Origin of the sequence: Saccharopolyspora sp. NPDC050642 (genome assembly GCF_040654735.1) — a bacterium.
Taxonomy (GTDB): Bacteria; Actinomycetota; Actinomycetes; order Mycobacteriales; family Pseudonocardiaceae; genus Saccharopolyspora; species Saccharopolyspora elongata.
On sequence record NZ_JBFAIN010000016.1, the window covers coordinates 66,783 to 91,806 of the forward strand.

Sequence of the window (25,024 nt, forward strand, 5' to 3'; positions counted from 1 at the left end):
CCGGGAAATCGGGCGTCCCGCACCGTCCTGTCGGCTGGCAGGATGGTGCGGTGACGCGACTCGTGCTGTGGGACATCGACCTGACCCTGATCGACGCCCGGGGCTTCGGCTCCCGCTGGTACCGCCGCGCGCTCGCGGACGTGACCGGGAAGGCTCTGCAGCGCATGCCGGACACCGCCGGCCGCACCGAGCTGGCGATCACCACGGACGTGCTGGAGATCCACGGCAGCACCCCGGACGAGCCCACGATCGCGGCCATGTTCGCGGCGCTGACCAGCGCGGTCGCCGACACGCGCGACGAGCTCTCGCAGCGCGGCAGCGCGCTGCCCGGTGCGGCCCGGGCGCTGACGGCGCTGGCCGACGAGCCGCGGTTCACGCAGACGCTGGTGACCGGGAACCTCGCGGAGGTCGCCTTCCACAAGCTCGAATCGTTCGGCCTGCACCACCACGTCGACTTCGAGATCGGCGGCTTCGGCGAGGCCTCGGTGCACCGCCACGACCTGATCGCGGACTCCGTCGCGAAGGCCGAAGACCGCCACGGCGGGCCGATCGCCCCGGACGCCGTGGTGGTCGTCGGCGACACGCCGCACGACGTCGCGGGTGCGCTGCGCTTCGGCGCGGTCGCGGTCGGCGTCGCCACGGGATCCAGCAGCGAGGACGACCTCCGCTCCGCGGGCGCCCACGCGGTCCTGCCGAACCTCGCCGACACCGACGCGGTGCTCGCCGCGCTGACCTGACCTGCGGCTGCCGGAGCAGCGAAGAAACGGGCCGTGGGTCCCGGGAAACCCGGACCCACGGCCCCGTTAATCGGCTTCGAGTCCCTCAGCCGCGGACGACGTCGATGAGGTGCTGCACCGCGTTGTCCGCCTCGACCTCCGCGCGGTCGCCGGAGCGACGGTCGCGGACCTCGACGACGCCCCTGGTCAGGCCCTTGCCCACCACCAGGACCGTCGGCACCCCGATCAGCTCGGAGTCGGCGAACTTCACGCCCGGCGACACCGTCCGGTCGTCCAGGATCACCTGCACGCCGGCCGCGTCGAGCTCGGCCGCGATGGCCTCGCCGCGCTCCCGGATGCTCTCGTCCTTGCCCGCGATCACCACGTGCACGTCGGCGGGCGCCACCTCGCGCGGCCACACCAGGCCGACCTCGTCGTGGCTCTGCTCGGCGATCGCGGCCACCAGCCGCGACACCCCGACGCCGTAGGAGCCCATGGTGATGCGCTTCGGCTTGCCGTCCTGGCCGAGCGCGTCCAGCGAGAACGCGTCGGCGTACTTGCGGCCGAGCTGGAAGATGTGGCCGATCTCGATGCCGCGCGCGGCGACCAGGGTGCCGTGGCCGTCCGGCGACGGGTCGCCCTCGCGGACCTCGGCGGCCTCGATGGTGCCGTCCGGGGTGAAGTCCCGGCCGCACAGCAGGTCCACCACGTGGTGGTCGGTCTTGTCGGCGCCGGTGACCCACGCCGTCCCGGTCACCACGCGCGGGTCGACCAGGTACCGGACGCCGTTGTCCTGCAACGCCTTCGGGCCGATGTAGCCCTTGACCAGGAACGGGTGGGCGGCGAAGTCGGCCTCCTCCAGCAGCGCCACCTCGGCGGGCTCCAGCGACGCCTCCAGCCGCTTCATGTCGACCTCGCGGTCGCCGGGCACGCCCACGGCCAGCAGCTCCCAGTCCGACGAGCCCGGCTGCCGGGTCTTGACCAGCACGTTCTTCAGCGTGTCGGCCGCGGTGAACTTGCGGTCGGTGTTGGCGTTGAGGTAGTCGACCAGGGTCTCGATGGTCGGCGTGTTCGGCGTGTGGTGGACCTCGGCGGCCGCCTTGCCCTCGATCGGTTCGGCGGGCGGCGCGGGGGTGACCACGGCCTCGACGTTGGCGGCGAAGCCCGACTCGGTGCTGCGGACGAAGGTGTCCTCACCGGTCTCGCTCTCGGCCAGGAACTCCTCGGACGCCGAACCGCCCATCGCGCCGGAGGTGGCCGCGACGATCACGTAGCGCAGCCCGACCCGGTCGAAGATCCGGATGTAGGCGTCGCGGTGCAGCTGGTACGAGTTCGCCAGGCCCTCGTCGTCCAGGTCGAAGGAGTAGGAGTCCTTCATGACGAACTCGCGGCCGCGCAGGATGCCGGCGCGGGGCCGCTCCTCGTCCCGGTACTTCGTCTGGATCTGGTACAGCATGACCGGGTAGTCCTTGTAGGAGCTGTACTCGCCCTTGACGGTGAGCGCGAACAGCTCCTCGTGCGTCGGACCGAGCAGGTAGTCGCCGCCCTTGCGGTCCTTCAGCCGGAACAGGTTCGGGCCGTACTCGGTCCAGCGGTTGGTCGCGTCGTAGGGCTCCTTCGGCAGCAGCGCGGGGAAGTGGATCTCCTGCGCGCCGATCGCGTTCATCTCCTCGCGCACGACCTCCTCGATCTTGCGCAGCACCCGCAGGCCCAGCGGCAGCCACGAGTAGATGCCCGGCGCGATCCGGCGGACGTAGCCGGCGCGGACGAGCAGCTTGTGGCTCGGCACCTCGGCGTCGGCCGGATCCTCGCGCAGGGTACGCAGGAACAACGTCGACATCCTCGTGATCACGGCTACTAGCTCCTCGTCCGGCCCGATACGTCAACCGCAGGGTAGCGACCCACCCCGGGGTCACCACCAGCGGATTACCCGCGCCGCCCGGCGGCTGTCGGGGTCGGCGCCTATCTTCCGCGCCATGGCACTGAACATCGGCATGGTGACGATCGACTGCGCATCGCCCCGGAAGCTGGCCGACTTCTGGACGCGGGCCCTGGACACGTCCGTCGTCCTCGACGTCGGCGAGTTCGTGATGCTCGCCGCGAACCAGGAGGGCGGGGTGGCGCTCGGGTTGCAGCAGGTGGCGGAGCCGCGCGCCGGGAAGAACCGGGTCCACGTGGACCTGGGCACCACCGACCGGCAGGCCGAGGTGCGCCGCCTCGTCGAGCTGGGCGCCACGGAGGTCGGCGAGCACGAGGGGCCCGGCGGCCTGGCTTGGACCGTGCTCCAGGACCCGGAGGGCAACGAGTTCTGCGTGGCCAGCGGACACTGATCCGGTTGGCCCATTGTCGGGCCGCCGCGGGTGCGGTTACCTCGAACGAGGTGTCCGTTTCACGTAGGGGGTCCGATGTCCGCTCAGCAGGCCCGCAGCGACGACGGCCGATTAGCGGAGTGGAGCCTCCGCACGCGCCTGCTCGCGCAGGGGGCGCTGACCTGGCTCTTCGCCGTGCGAGGCGACCCGATGGCGCGCCTGTTGCACGCCCCGTGGCGGGACGATCCGTACCCGCTCTACCGGCAGATGCGCGAGCGGGGGCCGCTGGTGCGCAGCAAGCTCGGGGTGCTGGTCGCGACGACCCACCAGCTGTGCGACGAGGTGCTGCGGGACCGGCGGTTCGGCGTGCGCACCAGCGACGGCTCCTACGGCGATCCGACGGCCGCCGCCGTTGACCTGCAGCTCTCGCTGCTGGAGCTCGATCCGCCCGATCATTCGCGGTTGCGCAAGCTCGCCGCCCCGGCCTTCCGGCCGCGCCGCCTGGAGACCTACCGCGAGCGCATCGAGCAGATCGCCCACGACCTGCTGGACCGGGCCGCCGAGCGCCGCGAGTTCGACGTGGTCCGGGACTTCGCCGGGCCGCTGCCGATCCGGGTGATCTGCGAGCTGCTCGGGCTGCCGCCGCTGGACGCGCAGCGACTGGCGCACCACGGCACGGTGCTGGCCGGCGCGCTGGACGGGGTCCGGTCGGCCCGCCAGCTCCGGCAGATGCGGGAGTCCTTCGGCGAGCTCGACGCGATGTTCACCGGGCTGATCGAGCAGCGCCGCGCGGAGCCCGGCGAGGACATCGTCAGCGACCTGGTCACGGCCCTCGACCAGGACAAGCTGACCGGCACCGAGCTGGTGCAGCTGTGCGACCTGCTGCTGGTCGCCGGTTTCGAGACGACGGTCAACCTGATCGGCAACGGCACCCTCGCGCTGCTGCAGCACCCGGAGCAGTGGGATCTGCTGCGGGCCGATCCCGGCATGGCGTCGGCCGTGGTCGAGGAGACGCTCCGCTGGGATCCACCCGTTCAGGTGACGATGCGGATCGCGCACGAGCCGGTGGAGCTGGCCGGTCGCCGGCTCCGGGCGGACACGCCGGTGCTGGCGGTGCTGGCGTCGGCCGGGCGGGACCCGGCGGTGCACGACGACCCGGACCGGTTCGACATCACCCGCCCGGACCGGGGTGATCACCTCGCGTTCTCCTCGGGCATCCACTACTGCCTGGGCGCGCCGCTGGCCCGGCTGGAGGCGGAGATCGCGTTCCGCTGCCTGGCGACCCGCCTGCCGGGGCTGCGCCGGGCGGGCGCGGTGGTCCGCCGCCCGACGTCGATCATCCACGGCCTGTCCGCCCTACCGGCCACCACCGACCGCACCCTCTCCCCCGCCTGACGTCACCCCAGTTTCAATTGAAACCTCCAACCAGGCCCTTGGTGCGCGCAGTTTCAATTGAAACTGGGATTCAGTTATCCACAGACGACTGAAGTTGTCCACAGATTCGGGTCCTGGTGTATCCGGAAACGGGGTATCTTCCTCTTATAGAGCGTGACCACGTCCAAAATTCCCCAGCTAGGCAATGAACACAAGCTGTTCCTCCGCTCCGAAGCCCTGACCGCGGGACTCACCGATACTCACCTGCGCAGTTCGGCCTTCTGCCGAGTCCTCCACGGTGTGTACACGACCAGCGGAACACCGCTGACGCACGAACTCAAGTGCTTGGCAGCGGCGATGCGGCTGCCTGCGAAAGCCATGCTCACGGGCTTGTCCTCGGCAACCCTTCGCGGGGTTGCCTTGGCCGACTTCTCGACCCCGGTGGATGTAATCGTGCCCCGCGAGTACGGCATGCACCGCCGGCAAGGACTCCGCTGCTCGGCGGTGCGAACCTACGATTTCGAGCACGAGGTCTGGCACGGGATCAGGTTGGCGGGCATCGAGCGCACCGCATTCGACCTCCTGAAGCGCCGTTCCATGTCGCTGTCGATCGCGCACTGCGATGCGCTGCTGCACAGGGGCTTGATCACCCGGGAAGGGATCGCGAAGTTCCTTTCCGGGCGTCGCGACAACGGGGTCGTGCTTGCCCGGCATCGGCTGCCCTACTTGGACGGCCGCGCCGAATCCATCCCCGAATCAGTGCTACGCGTCGAGCTCAACCTGCGCGGCCTGGATCCGACGCCGCAGCTCGAGGTATTCGCCGAGGGCCGGTTCATCGCGCGCGTCGACTTGGCCTTCCCCGTCGAACGAGTTGCTGTCGAATACGACGGTCACTGGCACGCCGACCCAGAGCAGTTCCGCAGGGACGAGGCCCGCCGACTGCGCCTCAACGAATCAGGCTGGATCGTCATCGTTGTAACGAACAAGCACATGCAAACGTCCATCGACCACGTCGTCTCATCGATCCACGAGGCACTCACCCACCAGAGGAACGGCAGTTTCAATTGAAACTGCCACCAACCGAACGAGGGGTGCCGGGTCGTTGGGGCTGGACCGCTTAGCCTGGTGGGGTGTTGGTTCTGCTTCCTCCTTCGGAGACCAAGGCCGTTGGCGGCGCCGGGGCGCCGCTGGATCTCGACGCCCTGTCGCATCCGGAGTTGACGCCCACCCGGCGGAAGCTGATCGAGGCACTGTCCACTTTGGCCGATGACGTGCCCGCCAGCCTGGCCGCGCTGGGGCTGTCGGAGCGCCAGGTCGAGGAGGTCGAGCGCAACGCAGAGCTGTGGGATTCGCCCACTGCTCCGGCGCTCGAGCGCTACACCGGGGTGCTCTACGACGCGCTGGACGTCCGGTCGCTGTCGGCCGCCGAGCGCGCGCGGGCCGATGCCCGGCTGGCCGTCGCTTCGGCGCTGTTCGGGCTGGTCCGGGGCACCGACGCGATCCCCGCCTACCGCCTGTCCGGGGGCAGCGCGCTGCCCGGGTTCGGGACGTTGCGCAGCGTGTGGCGCCCGGCGCTGGAGCCGGTGCTCGCCGATGCCGACGCGCTGGTGGTCGACCTGCGGTCGGGCGCGTACTCGGCGCTGGCCAAGGTGCCGAACGCCGTCGCGGTTCGCGTGCTGTCCGAAGACGCGGCGGGCAAGCGGAAGGTCGTCAGCCACCACAACAAGTCGCACAAGGGGAAGCTGGCGCGGGCCCTGGCCCGGACGCCCGAGGAGCCCGGTGCGCTCGAGGACGTCCTCGACGTGGCCAACGACGCCGGGCTGCAGGTGGAACGCGAGGGCTCGCGCGGGCTCTGCGTCGTCGTCCGGGCCTGACTTTCCGGGCGCGGAAATTCGGTTGCGGCGGCGGCCGTCGATCGATCAAACTGGCTTCTGCCAGTTGGCACGGCTCGGAAAGCTGGAGGGAGGTTCGCCATGGTGGCCTTTGTGACCTTCGCGCGCGTGCGTATTCCGCGCAGCTACCGCCGAACCCGCCTCTCTCCGCCACGCGTGCGCTGAAACACCGGTGCCCGGCGGAGGTCCCGCTTGAGGAGCACCAGATCTTGTCTGCGTACGACGAGTACGACCCGGATTTCATCCGCATCACGAAGCCGATCAAGAACCGCAAGCCGAAGCAGTCGAAGAAGCGCCGCTTCGACGACGAGCCGATGCGGCGCGGCCGACTCACCGAGGAGGAACGCACCCTGCTCGCCGCGCTGCGCGACGAGCCAGAACCACGACCGCTGCCCGACGGCGCCGACCGCTGGTCCACCTGGGACACCGGGGAACGCGGCCCCGGGCCGCACCCGTCCTGGCTGGTGACCGAGCTGGCGGCGGTCGACCACGAGCTGGGCGTGCTCAAGACCGGCAAGGAAGCCGACGTGCACCTGCTGCGCAGGTCGTTGCCCGGTGGGAGGTCCTGCCTGCTCGCGGCGAAGCGGTACCGCGACATGGACCACCGGATGTTCCACCGCGACGCGGGCTATCTCGAAGGCCGGCAGATGCGCAAGTCCCGCGAGATGCGGGCGATGCAGCAGCGCAGCTCGTTCGGGCGCGGCATGATCGCGCAGCAGTGGGCGGTGGCGGAGTTCGCCGTGCTGTCGTCGCTGTGGCTGGCCGGCGTGCCGGTGCCCTACCCCGTGCAGCGCGTCGGCACCGAGGTCCTGCTGGAGTTCCTGGGCTCCGCCGACGGGACGGCGGCTCCGCGGCTCGCGGCGCTGCGGCCGACGCCGGACGAGCTCGACGAGCTCTGGCTGCAACTCGTCGACGCGCTCGTGGTGCTGGCCGAGCAGGGTTACACCCACGGCGACCTGTCCGCGTACAACGTGCTCGTGCACGACGGCAGGCTGATGCTGATCGACCTGCCGCAGGCGGTCGATCTCGCGGCGAATCCGCGGGGGCTCGAATTCTTGCGACGTGACGCGGACAACATCGCCGGCTGGTTCCGCGCCCGCGGCGCCGACGAGCACCTGGCGGATCCTGAAGCGCTGACGGTTCTCCTTGCCACAGCGGGAAATGTGATGTGACCGCGGTCTCAGCGCCGGGTCCGGCCACCACGCACGCCAGCCACCGGCGACCGCGCGTGATCGGCTAGACTCGGCGCTGAACCGGGCCGGGAAACCCACCGGCCGACCACGAGTCGACGGACTCGGAATCCACATCTATCGGCGCGAATGCGCCGGGCTCGTCCTTGCGATCGCACGCGGTCTCCGCGAAGCCTCCCCGTGACGTGCCACCTCTCGGGAGTTTCTTCGTGCCATCAAGTTCGTCCAACACACCCGCGCGCTCGTCCCGGCGGCCCCGCCGGCGCCGCCCGCAGTCCCAGCAGCCGGCGCCGAAGCGCAGCCTGTTCGACGAGGTCGGCGTCACAGCCGTCGACCCGGCGCCCTTCGACCAGCTCGGGCTGCCGAAGCGGCTGGTGCGCGCCCTGGCCGACAACGGGATGGTCGAGGCCTTCCCGATCCAGGCGGCCACCATCCCGGACGCGTTGACCGGACGGGACGTGCTGGGCCGGGGCCAGACCGGATCCGGCAAGACGCTGGCCTTCGGCCTGCCGCTGCTGGCGATGCAGGAGGGCAACGCCCGCCCGCTGCACCCGCGCGGGCTGGTGCTGGTGCCGACCCGCGAACTGGCGACGCAGGTCACAGATGCCCTCAAGCCGCTGGCCAAGGCGCTCGGCCTCTACGTCCGCGAGGTCGTCGGCGGCACCTCCTTCACCCGGCAGGCCGACACGCTGCGCCGGGGCGTGGACGTGCTGGTCGCGACGCCCGGCCGGCTGGCCGACCACGTGCGCCAGGGCACCTGCGTGCTGTCCGAAGTGGAGCGGACCGCGCTCGACGAGGCCGACCAGATGGCGGACATGGGCTTCCTGCCGCAGGTCCGGGAGCTGCTCGACCTGGTCCCGGCCGACGGCCAGCGCCTGCTGTTCTCCGCGACGCTGGACGGCGACGTCGACAAGCTCGTCGAGCGCTACATGACCGACCCGGTGGTGCACTCGCTGGCGCCCCCGGCGGCGAGCGTGGACAGCATGGAGCACCACCAGCTCCTGGTGTCCGCGGCGGAGAAGCAGGCGGTGCTCGCCCGCATCGCGGCCCGCGAGGGCCGCACGATCATGTTCGTGCGCACCAAGCACCACGCCGACCGGCTCGCGAAGAAGCTGCGCGCGGTCGGGATCCGGGCCGGGGCGCTGCACGGCGGCAAGGCCCAGAACGCGCGCACCCGGATCCTCGACGAGTTCAAGACCGGCGAGACCGAGACCCTGGTGGCGACGAACGTCGCCGCGCGCGGCATCCACGTGGACGACGTCAGCCTGGTGGTGCACGTCGAGCCGCCGGCCGACCCCAAGGACTACCTGCACCGAGCGGGCCGAACCGCCCGTGCGGGCGCGACCGGCACCGTCGTCACCCTGGTCACGGACGACCAGAAGCAGGCCTTCCGGACGATGGCGAACCAGGCCGGGGTCACGGCCACGACCACGACGGTCGGCCCGGAGGACGCCGAACTGGCGCGCCTGACCGGAGCCCGTGAACCCGACGGCGTCGCCATCGTCGACCCGAAGCGGCGCGAAGCGCCGCGCAGCAGGCCCGCGAAGCAGGGCGGTGCACCGCGCAGTCGCGGTGCGAGGCAGGGCGAAGCGCCGCGAGGCGCGCGACGCACCGAGCACGAGGTCGGCGAGCCCAGGGCGAGCCGCAGGCCGCGCCGTGCGGACGGCAACGGCCAGGGGCGCCGCGACAGCGGCCGCAGCACCGAAGGCGCGCACGGAGATCGCGCCGGCCGCGGCGTGCACGGTCCGTCCGGGCGCGGTGCCCGGCGAGGCCACGGCACCCGCAACGACCGCGGCGGTGCGCGCCGGGGGTGACGCGCGGCTGCGGGCGCTCGTGAACACGGGGAGCCAACCGAGAGCAAGAGGGGAAACCGGTGGACCAGAAGTCGCCGCTGGACGGCAAGGGCGAGGATTTCCTGCAGTTCTGGCAGGAGCGACACCTGTGCACGCTGACGACGGTGCGCCGCGACGGCACACCGCACGTCGTTCCGGTGGGTGTGACCCTCGACGTCGAGTCGGCGGTCGCACGCGTGATCTCCTCGGGCACCTCGCACAAGGTGCGCCAGATCCTCGCCGCCGGGCCGGCGGGCGTGCCCGCCTCGGTCTGCCAGGTCGACGGGCGACGTTGGTCCACATTGGAGGGTCGCGCCGTGGTGCGGGACGATCCCGGCGCCGTGGCCGAGGCGGAGGCCCGGTACGAGCAGCGCTACAAGAAGCCCCGCCCCAACCCGTCCCGCGTGGTGATCGAGATCTCCGTGACGAAGGTCCTCGGCACGGTCTAGCGGCGGCGTGGTGAGGTGGTGCGGTGACCGTTCACCAGGAGATGCCGGAGCTCGTCCACGTCGTGGGCATCGGGGCCGACGGCGCAGCGGGTCTGTCGCCGCACGCCCGGGAGATCGTCGATTCCGCGGACGTGCTGTTCGGCAGCTCGCGGCAGCTCGACCTCGTGCCCGAAGCGAACGGACGGCGGGTGACCTGGCCCACGCCCATGCTGCCCGCGCTGCCCGGCCTGCTCGCCGAGCACGCCGACCGGTCGATCTGCGTGCTGGCCAGCGGTGACCCGATGTTCTACGGGGTCGGCGCGACCCTGGTGAAGCTGCTGGGCCGGGATCGGGTGCGGATCGTTGCGCACCCGTCATCGCTGTCGCTGGCCTGCGCTCGAATGGGCTGGCCGCTGCAGGAAACGGCCGTCGTGAGCCTCGTCGGCAGGCCGGTGGAGCTGCTGCACCCCCGGCTCCAGCCGGGAAACCGGTTGCTGGTCCTCAGTTCCGACGGCGGCACGCCGGACGAGGTGGCCGCGCTGCTGCGGGCCCGCGGTTACGGGCCGAGCAGCATGACGGTGCTGTCCGACCTCGGCGGCGTGCAGGAGGGCCGGACGAGTTCCACCGCGGACGACTGGGACCGGCCGGCGGTGAGTCCGCTCAACGTGATCGCGGTCGAGTGCCGCCCGGCTCCCGGTGCGAAGCTCCTGCCCAGCGCGCCAGGTCTGCCCGACGACGCCTTCGAGCACGACGGGCAGCTCACCAAGCGCGACGTGCGGGCGATCACGCTGGCGCGGCTGGCCCCGACGCCCGGGCAGTTGTTGTGGGACGTCGGCGCGGGCGCCGGTAGCATCGCGATCGAGTGGATGCGCAGCGATCCGACCTGCCGGGCGATCGCGATCGAGCACCGCGAGGACCGGGCACGGCGCATCGCGACGAACGCGAGCGCGTTGGGCGTCCCCGGCCTCCAGGTCGTCACCGGAGCCGCGCCGCGCGCGCTGGACGGGCTGGACGAACCCGACGCGATCTTCATCGGTGGCGGTGGCACCGCACCGGGCGTGCTGGAGGCGTGCTGGGCCGCTCTGCGGCGAGGCGGTCGGCTGGTGGTCAACGCGGTCACGTTGGAGTTGGAGGTGCTGGTGACCGACTGGTACGGCCGCCACGGCGGTGAGCTGGTCCGGATCTCGGTGGAGCGCGCGGCGCCGATCGGTGGCTACACCGGCTGGCGACCGGCGATGCCGGTGACGCAGTGGGCGGTGAGCAAGCGATGACAGTGCGTTTCGTGGGTGCCGGGCCGGGCGCCGCAGACCTGATCACCGTGCGGGGCCGCGACGTGATCGCCTCGTCGCCGGTGTGCCTGTACGCGGGCAGCCTGGTCCCGGCGGAGCTGCTGGCGCACTGCCCGGCCGACGCCAGGCTGGTGGACACGGCGAAGCTGACGTTGGACGAGATCCTCGCCGAGATGCTGGCCGCCCACGGAGCCGGGCTCGACGTGGCGCGGCTGCACTCCGGGGACCCGTCGGTGTTCAGCGCCGTCGCCGAGCAGATGCGCCGGCTCGACGCGGCCGGGATCCCCTACGAGGTGGTGCCGGGCGTGCCGGCGTTCGCGGCCGCGGCGGCCTCGCTGAAGCGGGAGTTCACCGTGCCGGGCGTCGGGCAGACCGTGGTGCTCACCCGCACCTCCGCGCGCGCGACACCGATGCCCGAGCACGAGGACCTCGCCACGCTCGGCCGGAGTCGGGCGACGATGGTGCTGCACCTCGCGGTCAACCGCATCGAGCAGCTCGTCGAGGAGCTGCTGCCCAACTACGGTGCGGACTGCCCCGTGGCCGTGGTCGCGAACGCGAGCCGCGCGGACGAGATCGTCCTGCGCGCAACGCTTTCCGACATCGCGGAACGCGTGCGCGCCGCGGGCATCGTGCGAACCGCCGTCGTCGTGGTGGGCCAGGTGCTGACCGCGTCGGAGTTCCCCGACAGCCACCTCTACTCCGCCGCCCGCTGCCGCGACTAGGGCTAGGGCCCCTGGTGGTCCCGCAATTTCCATTGAAATCGAACCTTCGATTTCAATGGAAATTGCGGGACGTCGTTCGCCGGACGAGCTCTCAGGTGGTGGCGGGGGTGGTCATGTGGCCGACGATGGCGCCTGCTCGGTCGACGACGACGTCCGCCGAAGCTCGAGCACTGCGAACCCACGCCGCCGAGGGGCGTCGCGCTACGAACCCGTGGTCCGCTGCGAGGCGACCGTCCTCGTAGCGGACCTCGGCGAGTGGTTGGACGCAGCCATCATGCGTCACCCGTCGGGATGGTGCGTGAATCCATCGCGGCCCGCTCGGATTCGCTGCGGAGAACGCAGAATTCGTTGCCTTCGGGGTCGGCGAGGATCGCCCAGCCCGAGCCGTCGGCGTTCCGGTGATCGGCGACGAAGGTGGCACCGAGGCCCAGCAGCCGTTCCACCTCCTGCTCGCGCGAGGTCTCGGGGCGCAAGCACAGGTGGATCCGGTTCTTGATCTCCTTGGGCTCGGGCACCTGGTTGAAGTGCAGCACCGGCCCCTCGGCCAGCATCACCTCGGTCTCCTGGTCGCCCGGCTCGCACTCCGGATGCAGCGGACGGCCGGTCACGCTGCTCCAGAACCGGGCGAGCTCGTAGGCGTCCGCGCAGTCGATTGCCACGTTCTGCAATACCGAAACCATGCGCGCGAGCCTTCCCGACTTCCGCCCCGAGCACCACCGAATTGCGGCGGCCCGCGCGCTACGCCTCGGTGCGGCCGACGATGGTGCCCGCCCGGTCGATGACGACGACGTCCACCGAAACCGGTGCCCCGCGCAGGGTTTCGAGGCACACCGCCCGTGCCCGCTCGGCGATGAGATCGCCGAGCGGGAGGCTCGCGGCGAGGCAGAGCTGCAGCGCTTCGAGCGCGGTGTTGGCGCCCCTGATCCGGGCGACCAGTTCGCCGCTCCCGCCCGCGTCGCGCACGATCCCGGCGAGCGAGGCGAAATCGACCTGGGACCGCTTGGAGTGCAGGTCCATGTGCCCGTCGGCGAGCTTGGAGATCTTCCCGATGCCGCCGGCGATCGTGAGCCGGGGAACCGGGTGCCGCCGCAGGTACTTCAGCACCGCGCCGGCGAAGTCGCCCATGTCGAGCAGCGCCTCGCCGGGCAGCGCGTGGAGTTCCGCGGCGACCTTCTCCGAGGTGCTCCCCGTGCACCCGGCGACGTGTTCGAGCCCGGCCGCCCGGGCGACGTCGACGCCGCGGCGGATGCTGTCGATCCACGCCGAGCACGAGTACGGCACGACGACGCCCGTGGTGCCCAAGATGGACAGTCCGCCCAGGATCCCCAGCCGCGGGTTCCAGGTGTGCCGGGCGAGTTCCGCCCCGTCGTCGACGGACACCTCGACGACGACGTCGCCGCTGCCGCCGTGCTCCGCGGCGACGCGCGCGACGACGTCGCGGATCAGCTGCCGCGGCACGGGGTTGATCGCCGGTTCGCCGACCGGCAGCGGCAGGCCGGGCTTGGTGATGGTGCCCACGCCTTCCCCGGCTCGGAACACCACGCCCTGCCCCGGATCCGCGGGGCGGACCGTGACCGACACGAGAGCGCCGTGCGTGACGTCGGGATCGTCGCCGGCGTCCTTGATCACGCCGGCCGTCGCGAAGCCGTCGCCCAGCCGCTCGCGCGCGAGCGCGAACGCCGGGCGATGCCCCTTCGGCAGGACGACCTCGACGGGATCTGGGAACGTCCCGGTCAGCAGCGCCGTGTAGGCAGCGGCCGTCGACGCCGTGGCGCAGGCCCCCGTCGTCCAGCCGTACCGGAGGCCCGATCCCTCCCCTCGCCCGCTCATACCGGGAGAATGCTCCTCATGCGCGCAGCAACAACGGGGCGGGTCGGATGACCCGCGTGCTCGTCCTCGGTGGCACCGGCGAGGCCAGGAAGCTCGCCGAACGGCTCGCCGAGCGGCCGGACCTGCGCGTCACGTCCTCCCTCGCCGGCCGGGTCCGCGAGCCGCAGCTGCCGCTGGGCGAGGTGCGCGTTGGCGGCTTCGGCGGTGTCGACGGGCTGGCCGACTGGATTCGGCGCGAGCAGGTCGACGCGGTCGTCGACGCCACCCACCCGTTCGCCGGCACGATCACCGAGAACGCCGTGGCGGCAGCGGAACGCGCGGGATGCCCGATCCTGGTGCTGCGCCGTACCGCGTGGCGACCGGGTCCCGGGGACGACTGGCGGGCGGCGTCTTCCTTGGCGGCGGCAGCGGAGCTGCTGCCCGGGCTGGGCGAACGGATCTTCCTCACCACCGGCCGGCAGGGCCTCGCACACTTCGCCGCGCTCGACCTGCGGTTCCTGGTGCGGACCGTCGATCCGCCGGAACCGCCGCTGCCACCGCACACCACGGTGCTGCTCGCCCGCGGGCCGTTCACGGTCGACGACGAGCTCGCCCTGCTGCGGGAGCACCGCATCGACGTCGTCGTCACCAAGAACAGCGGCGGTTCGATGACGAGCGCGAAGCTCACCGCGGCCCGCGAGCTCGGGCTGCCGGTGGTGGTGGTCCAGCGGCCGCCCCAGCCCGCCGCGCCCTCGGCCGAGACGGTCGAGGACGCCGTCGCCTGGCTCGATTCCGCGCTGCGCCAACGAGATCACGCCGGGTAGCGCCGCGGCGTGAACACGACGTCGCGCCCGTCGGCGCCGCCGACGAGCCGCGTCGTCGACGAGCCGATCAGCAGCAGGCACCGCATGTCCACATCGGACGGATCGAGGTCGGCCAGGCGCACCACCTTGATGCTCTCCGCCGGGCCGCCGACGTCCCGGCCGATGACCACCGGCGTGTCGGGCGAGCGGTGCTCCAGGACCGCGTCCCGGGCGGCCGCGACCTGCCAGGTCCGGCTGCGCGAGGCGGGGTTGTAGATCGCCATGACCAGGTCCGCCGACGCCGCGGCGCGCAGCCGCTCGACGATCACCTCCCACGGCTTGAGCCGGTCGGAGAGCGACAGCACGCAGAAGTCGTGGCCCAGCGGCGCGCCGACGCGGCTGGCCACCGCCTGCGCCGCCGTCATGCCGGGCAGGACCCGCACGGGCACGTCCGATCGCTCCGCCGCGACCTCCAGCACCGCGCTGGCCATCGCGAACACCCCGGGATCGCCGGAGGAGATCACCGCGACCCGCGACCCGCGCCTGGCCAGCTCCAGCGCGAACTCCGCGCGTTCGGCCTCCACCCGGTTGTCGGACGCGTGCTTGCGCTGCCGCGGGTTGTCCGGGATCCGGGCGAGGTACGGGGCGTAACCGACCAGGTCGTCGGCCGCGGCGAGCGCCGCCTGCGCCTCCGGCGTCACCCACTCGCGGCCGCCGGGACCGAGCCCGACCACCACGACCTCGCCCCGCTCCGCGCCGCGGTCGGCGGCCGCAGCGGCGGCGTGGAGCGCGGTGTCCGAATTCGCCGGTCCGGGCAGCAGCACCAGCGAGAAATACGGGACGGTTTCCGGGTCGACGTCCGCGAGCGGCTGCAAGCGCTGCCGGTCCGTGGTCGCGCGCTCGGCGTACCATGCCTCGTCCAGGCGGCCCGCCTTCTCGAACGCCTGCCGCACGCCTTCGAAGGTGCGCCCCAGCTTGAGCACCGCGGCGGCATCGGTCGTGGCGAGCCGTTCGGCGAGGACGTCCGGCGGGAGGGTGCCCGGCAGCACGGTGAAGATCTCGTCGCGTTCGGCCAGCGGGCGCCCGAGCGCCGCCGACGCGCCGCTGACCGAGGTGATGCCGGGGACGACCTCCGCGCGGAAGCGGCCGGCCAGCCGCTTGTGCATGTGCATGTAGGAGCCGTAGAAGAGCGGGTCGCCCTCGGCGAGCACGACGACGTCCCGCCCGGCGTCGAGGTGCGCCGCGAGCCGGGCCGCGCAGTCCGCGTAGAACTCGTCGATGGCACCCTGGTAGCCGCCCGGGTGGTCGGTGGTCTCGGTGGTCACCGGGTAGACGAGGGCCTCCTCGATCTGCCCCGGCCGCAGGTACGGCTCGGCGACGGACCTCGCGATGCTCCTGCCGTGCCGGGCGCTGTGGTACGCGATCACCTCGGCCCGCTCGATCAGCCGGGCGGCCTTGACCGTCACCAGCTCGGGGTCGCCGGGGCCGAGACCCACGCCGAAAAGCGTGCCCTTGCCGTTGCTGCTCACTCTTCCTCGCTCGCGATCGCGTTGATGGCGGCCACCGCCATGGCGCTGCCGCCGCGGCGGCCGTGCACCACCAGGTGGTCCAGCCCGGCGGGGTGCGCCGCCAACGCCTCCTTCGATTCCGCGGCACCGATGAAGCCGACGGGCAGCCCCAGCACCGCGGCGGGCTTCGGGGCGCCGTCCTCGATCATCTCCAGCAGCCGGAACAGCGCCGTCGGGGCGTTGCCGATCGCGACGACCGATCCCGCCAGCCGGTCGCGCCACAGCTCCAGTGCCGCTGCGCTGCGCGTCGTGCCCAGCTCGCGGGCCAGGTCCGGGACCCGCTCGTCGGACAGCGTGCAGATCACGTCGTTGTCCGCGGGCAGGCGGCGCCGGGTCACGCCGGCGGCGACCATCGCGGCGTCGCACAGCACCGGCGCACCGGCGCGGAGGGCCGCGCGCGCGTTGAGCACCGCGTCCGCCGAGTACGCCAGGTCGTCGACCAGGTCGACCATGCCGCAGGCGTGGATCATCCGCACCGCTACCCCGGCCACCTCCGGCGGCAGGCCGCTCAGGGCGGCTTCCGCTCGGATCGTGGCGAAGGAGCGGCGGTAGATCTCCGCCCCTTCCCGGACGTATTCGGGCACCCCGCGGTAGCGGGTCGCCCCGTTGTTCTCGTTCACACTGTCCTCCGTGCCGCGACGAGCGCGGCGGATACCTGGTCGACATCGGCGCCGGATGCCCGCGTCTCGCCGTCGAGACCGACCTCGTAGCCGGCACCGGTCGCCAGCACTTCCACGACGCGCCCCTGCGGTCGGCCGCAGCGTCGTTCGCAACCCGACCAATGCACCGGCAGAGCGCCGCCGGCCGGTGCGCGCCAGGCGTCTTCGCGGACGTCGGCCCGCGCCTTCGCACAGCCGGGACGACCAGCGCACGCGGTCACCCCGGCACCGGCCGAGGACGGATCGACGAGCAGGCCGTGCGCGCCGAGTTCCGAGAGCCACCGACCGGATTCGTCCGGCCGCAAGCCGGGCAGGACGACGGTCCGCCACGGCGTCAGGCGAAGTTCACCCGCGGCCTCGGACGCGGCGGTGATGATATCCAGCTGGTCCCGCGACAGGCGGCCCAGTGGTGCTCCCGCCACCACCGCGACCGTTCCGTCGGACCGTTCCACCGCGCCGACCTGCGAATGCGTCGCCGGCTGGTTCGTCGGCAGCGGCCCGGCCGGGACGGTGCCGAGGCGTTCGGCGATCCGGCGCGCACCATCGTCGAGTTCGGCCAGCCGCCAAGCCGAGCACCCTTGCGCGGCCTTCTCCGCCAGGAAAGCCTCCGCTGCGGCGATGGCGACGCCGACGGCCTGGCCCGGGGTCGATCGCACTCCGGAATCCACGCCGGCGAGCACCAGCGCCAGGGCGTCGGCGCGCTCCGCGAGCAGGCCGACATCGGCGCCGAGCGAGATGACGTCCGCGCTGCCGTCGTCGACGGCGAACAGGAAACGTCCTGGCAGGTCCGCCAGCGACGGCGTCGCGCAGAGCGCCGTGTCGAGTTCCCGGGCCACCGCCCGAACGTCGACCAGTTCGCGGCCGTTCGCCGAGGGCGAGCCGATGATGTTGCGGACCCGCTCGTGCGTTGCCGACGGCAGCAGCCCCGCCGTCCGGAGTCCGGCGGCGAGTTCCTCCTCCGCTCCCGCGGGCAGTCCGCGCACCTGCACGTTCGCCCGCGAGGTGAGCTCCGCGCCGCCGTCGCCGAGCGCCGCGGCCGCCGCGATCGCCCGGACCTGGAGCGGTGTGAGCACGCCGCCGGGGATGCGGATGCGGGCCAGTCCGCCGTCGGCTGCCTCGTGCACCCGCAGCGCGCCGGGACACGCGTCCCGCTCTGGTCTGGCTCTGTGCAACACCCGGCTGATACTACGGACCCAGGTAGTTGCGGACGCAAAACAAGCGCGGTGCGACGTGCGTCATGCCCGCGCCGCTTGACGTAAGATCGTCCCGTTGCGAAGAGTGGTCGCAGCATTCAGCGGCGACGGTGGAGGAAGCCGGTGCGAATCCGGCGCGGTCCCGCCACTGTCACCGGGGAGCGGACTCCAGGGAAGTCACTGTCCTAACTGGACGGGAAGACGGAGCGAGCGCTGATCCGGGAGCCAGGAGACTCCGGTCGCCGCGACCTACGAACCGGGGCGAGGACCCCGAGGGAGGTGCCGTCATGCGCTGCGCACGCGCGCCCAGGCCCCGCGACGCCGGTCGCCACGCCGAGGAGCGATCCGCATGATCCTACTTCTGTCCACTTCGGACACCGATCTGCTCAGCGCGCGGGCCGCCGACGCCGAGTACCGGCTCGGCAACCCGGCGCGGCTGGGCGTGGACGACCTGCCCCCGCTGCTGGAGGACGTCGACCTCGTCGTCGTGCGGCTGCTCGGCGGCCGCCGGGCCTGGGAAGAGGGCCTGGACGCGCTGCTCGCGGGCCCGCGCCCGGTGATCGTGCTCGGCGGCGAACAGGCCCCGGACGCGGAACTGATGGAATGCTCCACCGTGCCGGGCGGGGTGTGCGCCGAAGCGCACCGCTACCTCGCCCACGGCGGCCCGGACAACCTGGCTCAGCTGCACCGCTTCCTGTCCGACACGATCCTGCTCACCGGGCACGGCTTCGAGCCGCCGGCGGAGACGCCGACCTGGGGCGTGCTGGAGCGGACCCCGCGGCGCACCGAAGGCCCGACCGTCGCCGTGCTCTACTACCGCGCGCACCACATGGCGGGCAACACCGCGTTCGCGAACGCGCTGTGCGAGGCCATCGAAGACGCCGGTGGCCAGGCCTTGCCGCTGTTCTGCGCCTCCCTGCGGGCGCCCGACCCGCAGCTGCTGGAACAGCTCGGCCGGGCGGACGCGCTGGTCGTCACCGTGCTCGCCGCCGGCGGCACGAAGCCCGCCACCGCCTCCGCCGGCGGTGACGACGAGGCATGGGACGTCGGAGCGCTCGCCGAACTCGACATCCCGATCCTGCAGGGGCTGTGCCTGACCAGTTCCCGCGAGGCCTGGGAGGACAACGACGAGGGCCTGTCGCCGCTGGACATGGCCACGCAGGTCGCCGTGCCCGAGTTCGACGGCCGCCTGATCACCGTGCCCTTCTCCTTCAAGGAGAACGACGCCGAGGGGCTGCCGGTCTACGTGGCCGACCGCGAACGGGCGGCCCGGGTCGCCGGCATCGCGGTCCGGCACGCGACGCTGCGGCACGTCCCGCCGCAGGACAAGCGGCTGGCGCTGATGCTGTCGGCCTACCCGACCAAGCACTCCCGGATCGGCAACGCCGTCGGCCTGGACACGCCGGTCAGCGCGGTCCGCCTGCTGCGGGCGCTGCGCGAGCAGGGCTACGACATCGGCCCCGAGGACGGCCCCGACGCGCTGCCCGGCGTCGCGGACCAGGACGGCGATGCGCTGATCCACGCGCTGATCGCCGCCGGTGGCCAGGACCGCGACTGGCTGTCCGAGGAGCAGCTCAGCGGCAACCCGGTCCGCATCCCCGCGCGCCGGTACGCGAGCTGGTTCGCGACGTTGCCCGAGGACCTGCGCACCGCGATCGAGCAGCACTGGGGACCGCCGCCGGGCGAGCTGTTCGTCGACCGCTCCCAGGACCCGGAGGGCGAGATCGTGCTCGCCGCCGTCCGCGCGGGCAACGTCGTGCTCATGGTGCAGCCGCCGCGCGGTTTCGGCGAGAACCCGATCGCGATCTACCACGATCCGGACCTGCCGCCGAGCCACCACTACCTGGCGGCCTACCGCTGGCTGATCGACGAGTTCGGCGCCCATGCCATGGTGCACCTGGGCAAGCACGGCAACCTCGAATGGCTGCCGGGGAAGACGGCGGGCATGTCCGCCTCGTGCGCCCCGGACGCCGCGATCGCCGACCTCCCGCTGATCTACCCGTTCCTGGTCAACGACCCCGGCGAAGGCACCCAGGCCAAGCGCCGGGTGCACGCCACCCTGGTCGACCACCTCGTGCCGCCGATGGCCCGCGCGGAGAGCTACGGCGACATCGCCCGGCTGGAACAGCTCCTCGACGAGCACGCCAACATCTCCGCGATGGACCCGGCGAAGCTGCCCGCGATCCGCAGCCAGATCTGGACGCTGATGCAGGCCGCCAAGCTCGACCACGACCTCGGGCTCGACGAACGGCCGCACGACGCGGAATTCGACGACATGCTGCTGCACGTCGACGGCTGGCTCTGCGAGGTCAAGGACGCCCAGATCCGCGACGGCCTGCACGTGCTCGGCGACGCCCCGGCCGGCGAGGCCCGGGTGAACCTCGTGCTCGCGATGCTGCGCGCGCGCCAGATGTGGAGCGGGCAGAGCGCCGCGCTGCCCGGCTTGCGGGAAGCGCTCGGGCTCGCCGAGGACGGCAGCGCCGCCCGGGAGCAGGTCGACGACGTCGAGACCCGCGCGCACGCCCTGGTCCAGGCGATGGAGGACCGCGGCTGGAGCCCGGATTCGGCGCCGGAGGTCTGCCGGGAGGTCCTCGGCAGCGCCGAGGACGCGGTCGTGCGGGTGCTGGAGTTCGCCGCGACCGAGGTGGTGCCGCGGCTCGCCGCGACGACCGACGAGATGACTGCGACGCTGCACGCCCTCCAAGGCGGGTACGTTCCCGCGGGTCCCAGCGGGTCGCCGCTGCGCGGGCTGGTCAACGTCCTGCCCACCGGCCGCAACTTCTACTCGGTCGACCCCAAGGCCGTGCCCAGCCGCCTGGCCTGGGAGACGGGGTGGGCGATCGCGGAATCCCTGCTCGACCGCTACCGCGCCGACACCGGCGACTGGCCCCGCTCGGTCGGCCTGTCGGTGTGGGGCACCAGCGCGATGCGCACGTCCGGTGACGACATCGCGGAGGTGCTGGCGCTGCTCGGCGTCCGGCCGACCTGGGACGAGGCGTCGCGCCGGGTCAACGGGCTGGAGGTGATCCCGCTCGACGAGCTGGGCCGCCCCCGCATCGACGTCACGGTCCGCATCAGCGGTTTCTTCCGGGACGCCTTCCCGCACGTGGTCGCGCTCCTCGACGACGCCGTGCGCCTGGTCGCCGCCCTCGACGAGCCGGACGAGCAGAACTTCGTGCGGGCGCACGCGCGCGCCGACCTCGCCGAGCACGGCGACGAGCGGCGCGCCACGATGCGGATCTTCGGCTCCAAGCCGGGCGCGTACGGCGCGGGGATCCTGCCGCTGATCGACAGCCGGAACTGGCGCGACGACGCCGACCTGGCCGAGGTGTACGCGGTGTGGGGCGGCTTCGCCTACGGGCGCGAGCTGGACGGCGAGCCGGCCCGCGCCGACATGGAGAGCGCCTACAAGCGGATCTCCGTGGCGGCGAAGAACACCGACACGCGCGAGCACGACATCGCCGACTCCGACGACTACTTCCAGTACCACGGCGGCATGATCGCCACGGTCCGCGCGCTCACCGGCAAGGCCCCGGCGGCCTACATCGGCGACAGCACGCGCCCCGACTCGATCCGCACCCGGTCCCTGACCGAGGAGACGTCGCGGGTGTTCCGGGCCCGCGTCGTCAACCCGCGGTGGCTGGCGGCGATGCGCCGCCACGGCTACAAGGGCGCGTTCGAGCTGGCGGCGACGGTGGACTACCTGTTCGGCTACGACGCCACGACCGGCGTCGTGGCCGACTGGATGTACGAGAAGCTCGCCGAGACCTACGTGCTGGACGAGGAGAACCAGCGGTTCCTCACCGAGTCCAACCCGTGGGCGCTGCACGGCATCACCGAGCGGCTGCTGGAGGCCGCCAACCGGCAGATGTGGCAGGAGCCGGACCCGGACACCTTGCAGGCGCTGCAGGACGTCTACCTGCAGACCGAGGGTGATCTGGAGGACGGGCCCGGCCAGCGCTGACAACCGGTCCGGGGCGGGCCACGAGACCCCGCCCGGAACCGGCTTCCCGCAATTTCCATTGAAACCGGATCCGCAGTTTCAATTGAAACTGCGGGGCTCCGGCACTACCGGCGCGACTCCGGAGCGAGGTCCGCCACCGGACCGACGACGATCACCGCGGGCGGCTTGATCTCCGCGTCCCGCACGGCGTCGGCGACCTCGCCGAGCGTGGTGCGGAGCGTCTGCTGGTTGCGCGTGGTGCCTTCCTGCACCACCGCGACCGGCGACTTCGGGTCGCGGCCGTGCTCGATCAGGACGGCCGCGAACTCCCGGATCCGCTTGACCGCCATCATCAGCACCAGGGTGCCGCGCAGCCGGCCCAGCGTCGGCCAGTCCACCAACGACTGCTCGTCGTGCGGCCCGACGTGCCCGGACACGACCACGACCTCGTGCGCGACGCCGCGGTGGGTCACCGGCACGTCGGCCGCGGCGGGAGCCGCGAAAGCGCTGGTGATCCCGGGAACCGCGGTCACCGCGACCCCGGCCTCGACGCACGCCAGCAGCTCCTCGAACCCGCGCCCGAACAGGTACGGGTCGCCGCCCTTGAGCCGGACCACGAACTTGCCGGCCTTGGCGTGCTCGATCAGCAGCGAGTTGATGACGTCCTGGTTGGCCGCCCGCCCGTAGGGGATCTTCGAGGCGTCCACCACCTCCACGTGCGGGCCGAGCTCTTCGAGCAGCTCGCGCGGCGCCAGGCGGTCGGTGATCACCACGTCCGCGCGGCCCAGCAGCTGGCGCCCGCGGACCGTGATCAGGTCCGGGTCGCCCGGGCCGCCGCCCACGAGCGCGACGCCCGGCGCCGGCGGCTCGGACCGCTCGTCGACAACACCGGTGCGCAACGCCTCCACGAGCCCGTCCCGCACGGCGGCGGAACGCCGGTGGTCGCCGCCCGCCAGCACCCCGAGCAGCAGCCCGCCGTGCTGGGCCACCGCGGGCGTGACGGCGGTCCCCTGCGAGGCGTCGTCGGCGCGGACGCAGAAGATGCGGCGCTGCTCGGCTTCGGCCGCGACCGCGGCGTTCACCTCGGCCCCGGTCGCGCACGCCACGACGTACCAAGCACCTTCCAGGTCGCCGTCGGCGTAGGGGCGCCGGTGCCACGTCAGGTCGCCCGCCTCGGCCATCGCCTCGACGGCCGGGGTCGCCTCCGGCGCGATCACGTCGACCAGCGCACCGGAGTTGATCAGGCGCGGGACCCGGCGCTGCGCGACGGTGCCCGCGCCGACGACGACCACCCGCTTCCCGGCGAGGTCGAGCCCGGCGAAGTAGTGCTGTTCAGTGTGCTTGGTCATGTCCGTAGTCCATGTCGGCTCCGCCCCGGCGAACTCGCCGGGGCCTTGTGCACGGGGGCGCAGCCACGCGGTAGGCCACCTCGTCGTGGCTCACGATCACCGGCCTGACCGCGGGGCGCCACCTGGCACAGCCGGTGGACGCCGGTCACGCGCGTTCCGCGTCGTCGCCGCGGGCGGCGACTTTCCACCAGAGCGCGGCGCCGCCCCATACTGCCATGAAAGCGGCCAGCGTCAGATAGCCGAGCAGCTCGAAGTGGTCGCCGATGGCCGCGACGGGCTCCGCGAAGGACGCGCCGAGCTCCTGGAGCAACCCGGCGAGGACGACCAGCGCGACGACCGCGGCGAGCACCACCGTCAGCGCGGTGGTCGTCACGTTCACCCACAACCGCCGCAGCGGCCGCGCCAGCGACCACGTGTAGGCCCGGGACATCAACATGCCGTCCACGCTGTCCACTGTGCACATTCCGGCGGCGAACAGCAGCGGCAGGCTCAGCACGGCGATCGCTGACAGGTGCTCGGTCGGGGAGACCATGGCGAGCACGGTGATCTCGGTGGCGGTCTGCATGCCGAGCCCGAACAGCAGACCGATGCCGAACAGGTGCCAGGAGCGGGCCACGTTGCGCATCCGCCCCCGCAGCACCCGGGCGAGCAGGCCGCGCCGCCCGAGCACCAGCTCGACCTCGGCCTCGTCGACCGCGCCGCGGCGGGCGCGGCGCAGCAGCCGCAGGGCATCGCGCAGCACCAGCGCGTTGAGCACGGCCAGTGCGGTCAGGACCGCGATCACGATCAGGTCCACCGCCGTGGCGATCCGCACGCCGGCCTCCTCGGCCCACTGCTGCGCGGCGGGCCCGGCGATGAAAGCGACCGCGACGGCGAGGAAGAGCACGACGCTGGCGTGCCCGAGGGCGAACCACATGCCGGTCGACACCGGTCGCCTGCCGCGCTGCATCAGCAGCCGCGTGGCGTCGTCGATCACCGCGACGTGGTCGGCGTCGAACCCGTGGCGCAATCCGAGCAGGTACGCGGTCACGCCCGCGGCGGCCAGCCCTCCCGCGGCGCCGAAATCCTGCTGCTGCAGCAGGTACGCGCCCCAACCCGCCAGGTGGAGCACTCCGACGGCGGCCAGCACGACCGCTGCTTTCCGGCGCTCGATGGCGCCCCAACCGGCCTGCGGCCGACTCTCTTCGGCATCCCGAGACATGGGATATCCGACCTCCTGGGTTTCCCGCCCGAGGGGCTCGGTGTCCGCACGCCGCGGCGCGGCGCGGGGCCGGCGCGCAGTCTCCTGACTCCCGGATCGATGCGGCACCCCGGCCTTCCAGCTGCACGCAGCCGTGGCAACGAGTGGGGCCCACTCCCCGGTCACAGTGGCGGGACCGTCCCGGATTCGCACCGGGTTCCTGCACTGTCGGCGGCCGTATCCTTGCCTGCCCCGCGACCCGAGGTCAAACCCCGGGTGAAGTCGATCACGGCGGGACGCGCCGCACCTCGTTTGGCGACGAGGGCCGGTTGGGTACGTCGCGCGTACCGGTCTGCGCGGCCGACCGGGGCGACCCGGATGGGTGAACACCGGTCTTCCGCTGCTCCGGTCGGCCAGCGCATGCTTGGGCTACGGCGACCTCAAGGGCCTGCGGGAACGCGGGCCGACGGGTACAGGAGGCGACCATGAACGAGACCCACACCATCACGCTGAACCTCCAGGTCGTGGAGGCGGGCGCGAAGACCACCGCCGACGTCGGGTTCACCACCCCCAGCGGTCAGGCGCTGCACGGGCACGGCACCGCGCGCCGCCACCCGGACGACCCGGAGGTACCGCAGATCGGCGACGAGATCGCGATCGCCCGCGCCCTGTTCGAACTGGCGCACAAGCTGCTGGACAACGCGGCCAGCGACATCGGCGAGCGCCTGCACCGCCGCGTGCACCTGCCCGCCTGACGCGCAGCCGGGG

Annotated in this window: 22 protein-coding genes and 2 riboswitches; of the genes, 13 read left to right on the forward strand and 9 right to left on the reverse strand. The window is 72.4% G+C overall.

Translation table 11 applies throughout. The features are described 5' to 3' along the window. The first annotated feature begins 50 nt into the window (after window positions 1-50). Window positions 51-737 (forward strand): HAD hydrolase-like protein, encoded by a 687-nt coding sequence (locus tag AB0H93_RS24060; RefSeq protein WP_358575323.1) that lies wholly within the window; start codon window positions 51-53, stop codon window positions 735-737. An 85-nt stretch (window positions 738-822) separates the two neighbouring features. Here the strand turns inward: AB0H93_RS24060 and AB0H93_RS24065 are convergent, their stop codons facing one another. Next, window positions 823-2,568 carry a proline--tRNA ligase gene (locus AB0H93_RS24065; protein WP_358575324.1) on the reverse strand — a complete coding sequence of 582 codons (1,746 nt, stop codon included), beginning with the start codon at window positions 2,566-2,568 and terminating at the stop codon, window positions 823-825. Between the two features lie 124 nt (window positions 2,569-2,692). Here AB0H93_RS24065 and AB0H93_RS24070 point away from each other — a divergent pair, with 124 nt between their 5' ends. From AB0H93_RS24070 to cobM, 9 genes are all read left to right on the forward strand, one after another. Continuing rightward, on the forward strand, window positions 2,693-3,046 hold the full coding sequence (locus tag AB0H93_RS24070) for a VOC family protein (protein ID WP_358575326.1): 354 nt from the start codon (window positions 2,693-2,695) through the stop codon (window positions 3,044-3,046). A gap of 75 nt (window positions 3,047-3,121) precedes the next feature. Beyond that, window positions 3,122-4,420: a cytochrome P450 gene (locus tag AB0H93_RS24075; protein WP_358575328.1), complete on the forward strand. Its 1,299-nt coding sequence runs from the start codon at window positions 3,122-3,124 to the stop codon at window positions 4,418-4,420. A gap of 153 nt (window positions 4,421-4,573) precedes the next feature. Beyond that, window positions 4,574-5,467 carry a DUF559 domain-containing protein gene (locus AB0H93_RS24080; protein ID WP_358575329.1) on the forward strand — a complete coding sequence of 298 codons (894 nt, stop codon included), beginning with the start codon at window positions 4,574-4,576 and terminating at the stop codon, window positions 5,465-5,467. 62 nt (window positions 5,468-5,529) lie between these two features. Further along, on the forward strand, window positions 5,530-6,273 hold the full coding sequence (gene yaaA, locus AB0H93_RS24085) for a peroxide stress protein YaaA (protein ID WP_358575331.1): 744 nt from the start codon (window positions 5,530-5,532) through the stop codon (window positions 6,271-6,273). A gap of 332 nt (window positions 6,274-6,605) precedes the next feature. Continuing rightward, window positions 6,606-7,463 (forward strand): RIO1 family regulatory kinase/ATPase, encoded by an 858-nt coding sequence (locus tag AB0H93_RS24090; protein ID WP_358575446.1) that lies wholly within the window; start codon window positions 6,606-6,608, stop codon window positions 7,461-7,463. Between the two features lie 320 nt (window positions 7,464-7,783). Beyond that, window positions 7,784-9,295 carry a DEAD/DEAH box helicase gene (locus AB0H93_RS24095; protein WP_358575448.1) on the forward strand — a complete coding sequence of 504 codons (1,512 nt, stop codon included), beginning with the start codon at window positions 7,784-7,786 and terminating at the stop codon, window positions 9,293-9,295. A gap of 59 nt (window positions 9,296-9,354) precedes the next feature. Next, a complete protein-coding gene (locus AB0H93_RS24100) occupies window positions 9,355-9,762 on the forward strand; it encodes a pyridoxamine 5'-phosphate oxidase family protein (protein WP_358575332.1) in 408 nt (135 codons plus the stop codon). Between the two features lie 41 nt (window positions 9,763-9,803). Further along, window positions 9,804-11,012 (forward strand): precorrin-6y C5,15-methyltransferase (decarboxylating) subunit CbiE, encoded by a 1,209-nt coding sequence (cbiE, locus tag AB0H93_RS24105; RefSeq protein WP_358575449.1) that lies wholly within the window; start codon window positions 9,804-9,806, stop codon window positions 11,010-11,012. Continuing rightward, window positions 11,009-11,752, forward strand: coding sequence for a precorrin-4 C(11)-methyltransferase (gene cobM, locus AB0H93_RS24110; RefSeq protein WP_358575334.1), 744 nt, complete (start codon window positions 11,009-11,011; stop codon window positions 11,750-11,752). Before cbiE ends, cobM begins: the two co-directional genes overlap by 4 nt. Window positions 11,753-11,843: 91 nt before the next feature. Here cobM and AB0H93_RS24115 read toward each other — a convergent pair whose 3' ends face one another. Genes AB0H93_RS24115 through AB0H93_RS24125 form a run of 3 tightly spaced genes read right to left on the reverse strand, consistent with a single transcriptional unit; the run spans window position 11,844 to window position 13,582 of the window. Next, window positions 11,844-12,035, reverse strand: coding sequence for a hypothetical protein (locus AB0H93_RS24115; protein WP_358575335.1), 192 nt, complete (start codon window positions 12,033-12,035; stop codon window positions 11,844-11,846). Continuing rightward, window positions 12,025-12,432, reverse strand: a complete 408-nt coding sequence (locus tag AB0H93_RS24120; protein WP_358575337.1) for a VOC family protein — start codon at window positions 12,430-12,432, stop codon at window positions 12,025-12,027. The genes AB0H93_RS24115 and AB0H93_RS24120 overlap by 11 nt, the downstream gene beginning before the upstream one ends. A 58-nt stretch (window positions 12,433-12,490) precedes the next feature. Beyond that, the gene (locus AB0H93_RS24125; RefSeq protein ID WP_358575339.1) at window positions 12,491-13,582 is read right to left on the reverse strand and encodes a cobalt-precorrin-5B (C(1))-methyltransferase; all 1,092 of its coding nucleotides are present in this window, start codon (window positions 13,580-13,582) and stop codon (window positions 12,491-12,493) included. Between the two features lie 47 nt (window positions 13,583-13,629). Here AB0H93_RS24125 and AB0H93_RS24130 point away from each other — a divergent pair, with 47 nt between their 5' ends. Continuing rightward, window positions 13,630-14,385, forward strand: a complete 756-nt coding sequence (locus AB0H93_RS24130) for a cobalt-precorrin-6A reductase (protein ID WP_358575340.1) — start codon at window positions 13,630-13,632, stop codon at window positions 14,383-14,385. Here AB0H93_RS24130 and AB0H93_RS24135 read toward each other — a convergent pair. The 3 genes from AB0H93_RS24135 to cobG are packed head-to-tail and all read right to left on the reverse strand — an operon-like array spanning window position 14,373 to window position 17,766. Then, window positions 14,373-15,893 carry a precorrin-2 C(20)-methyltransferase gene (locus tag AB0H93_RS24135; RefSeq protein ID WP_358575341.1) on the reverse strand — a complete coding sequence of 507 codons (1,521 nt, stop codon included), beginning with the start codon at window positions 15,891-15,893 and terminating at the stop codon, window positions 14,373-14,375. The genes AB0H93_RS24130 and AB0H93_RS24135 overlap by 13 nt on opposite strands. Next, window positions 15,890-16,516, reverse strand: coding sequence for a precorrin-8X methylmutase (locus AB0H93_RS24140; RefSeq protein WP_358575450.1), 627 nt, complete (start codon window positions 16,514-16,516; stop codon window positions 15,890-15,892). The genes AB0H93_RS24135 and AB0H93_RS24140 overlap by 4 nt, the downstream gene beginning before the upstream one ends. A 32-nt stretch (window positions 16,517-16,548) precedes the next feature. Continuing rightward, window positions 16,549-17,766 carry a precorrin-3B synthase gene (cobG, locus tag AB0H93_RS24145; protein WP_358575343.1) on the reverse strand — a complete coding sequence of 406 codons (1,218 nt, stop codon included), beginning with the start codon at window positions 17,764-17,766 and terminating at the stop codon, window positions 16,549-16,551. Between the two features lie 131 nt (window positions 17,767-17,897). Further along, a riboswitch (cobalamin riboswitch) is annotated at window positions 17,898-18,020 on the forward strand. A 113-nt stretch (window positions 18,021-18,133) separates the two neighbouring features. Between cobG and cobN the strand changes: the two genes are divergently transcribed. Continuing rightward, a complete protein-coding gene (gene cobN, locus AB0H93_RS24150) occupies window positions 18,134-21,748 on the forward strand; it encodes a cobaltochelatase subunit CobN (RefSeq protein ID WP_358575344.1) in 3,615 nt (1,204 codons plus the stop codon). A gap of 104 nt (window positions 21,749-21,852) precedes the next feature. Here cobN and cobA read toward each other — a convergent pair whose 3' ends face one another. Then, window positions 21,853-23,076, reverse strand: a complete 1,224-nt coding sequence (gene cobA / locus AB0H93_RS24155; RefSeq protein ID WP_358575346.1) for a uroporphyrinogen-III C-methyltransferase — start codon at window positions 23,074-23,076, stop codon at window positions 21,853-21,855. A 145-nt stretch (window positions 23,077-23,221) separates the two neighbouring features. Beyond that, a complete protein-coding gene (locus AB0H93_RS24160) occupies window positions 23,222-24,277 on the reverse strand; it encodes a nickel transporter (RefSeq protein ID WP_358575347.1) in 1,056 nt (351 codons plus the stop codon). Between the two features lie 77 nt (window positions 24,278-24,354). After that, a riboswitch (cobalamin riboswitch) is annotated at window positions 24,355-24,479 on the reverse strand. Window positions 24,480-24,741: 262 nt separating this feature from the next. On the opposite strand from AB0H93_RS24160, the gene AB0H93_RS24165 reads away from it, so the two are divergent. Then, window positions 24,742-25,011 (forward strand): DUF1876 domain-containing protein, encoded by a 270-nt coding sequence (locus tag AB0H93_RS24165; protein WP_358575349.1) that lies wholly within the window; start codon window positions 24,742-24,744, stop codon window positions 25,009-25,011. Window positions 25,012-25,024 lie beyond the last annotated feature (13 nt).

Bases quoted from the DNA above. Each gene is read 5' to 3' on its own strand.
- AB0H93_RS24125 (WP_358575339.1), bottom strand. From the start codon at position 13,582: ATGAGCGGGCGAGGGGAGGGATCGGGCCTCCGGTACGGCTGGACGACG.
- AB0H93_RS24165 (WP_358575349.1), top strand. From the start codon at position 24,742: ATGAACGAGACCCACACCATCACGCTGAACCTCCAGGTCGTGGAGGCG.
- cbiE (WP_358575449.1), top strand. From the start codon at position 9,804: ATGCCGGAGCTCGTCCACGTCGTGGGCATCGGGGCCGACGGCGCAGCG.
- AB0H93_RS24070 (WP_358575326.1), top strand. From the start codon at position 2,693: ATGGCACTGAACATCGGCATGGTGACGATCGACTGCGCATCGCCCCGG.
- AB0H93_RS24130 (WP_358575340.1), top strand. From the start codon at position 13,630: ATGACCCGCGTGCTCGTCCTCGGTGGCACCGGCGAGGCCAGGAAGCTC.
- AB0H93_RS24075 (WP_358575328.1), top strand. From the start codon at position 3,122: ATGTCCGCTCAGCAGGCCCGCAGCGACGACGGCCGATTAGCGGAGTGG.
- AB0H93_RS24160 (WP_358575347.1), bottom strand. From the start codon at position 24,277: ATGTCTCGGGATGCCGAAGAGAGTCGGCCGCAGGCCGGTTGGGGCGCC.
- cobM (WP_358575334.1), top strand. From the start codon at position 11,009: ATGACAGTGCGTTTCGTGGGTGCCGGGCCGGGCGCCGCAGACCTGATC.
- cobN (WP_358575344.1), top strand. From the start codon at position 18,134: ATGATCCTACTTCTGTCCACTTCGGACACCGATCTGCTCAGCGCGCGG.
- cobA (WP_358575346.1), bottom strand. From the start codon at position 23,076: ATGACCAAGCACACTGAACAGCACTACTTCGCCGGGCTCGACCTCGCC.
- AB0H93_RS24090 (WP_358575446.1), top strand. From the start codon at position 6,606: ATGCGGCGCGGCCGACTCACCGAGGAGGAACGCACCCTGCTCGCCGCG.
- AB0H93_RS24120 (WP_358575337.1), bottom strand. From the start codon at position 12,432: ATGGTTTCGGTATTGCAGAACGTGGCAATCGACTGCGCGGACGCCTAC.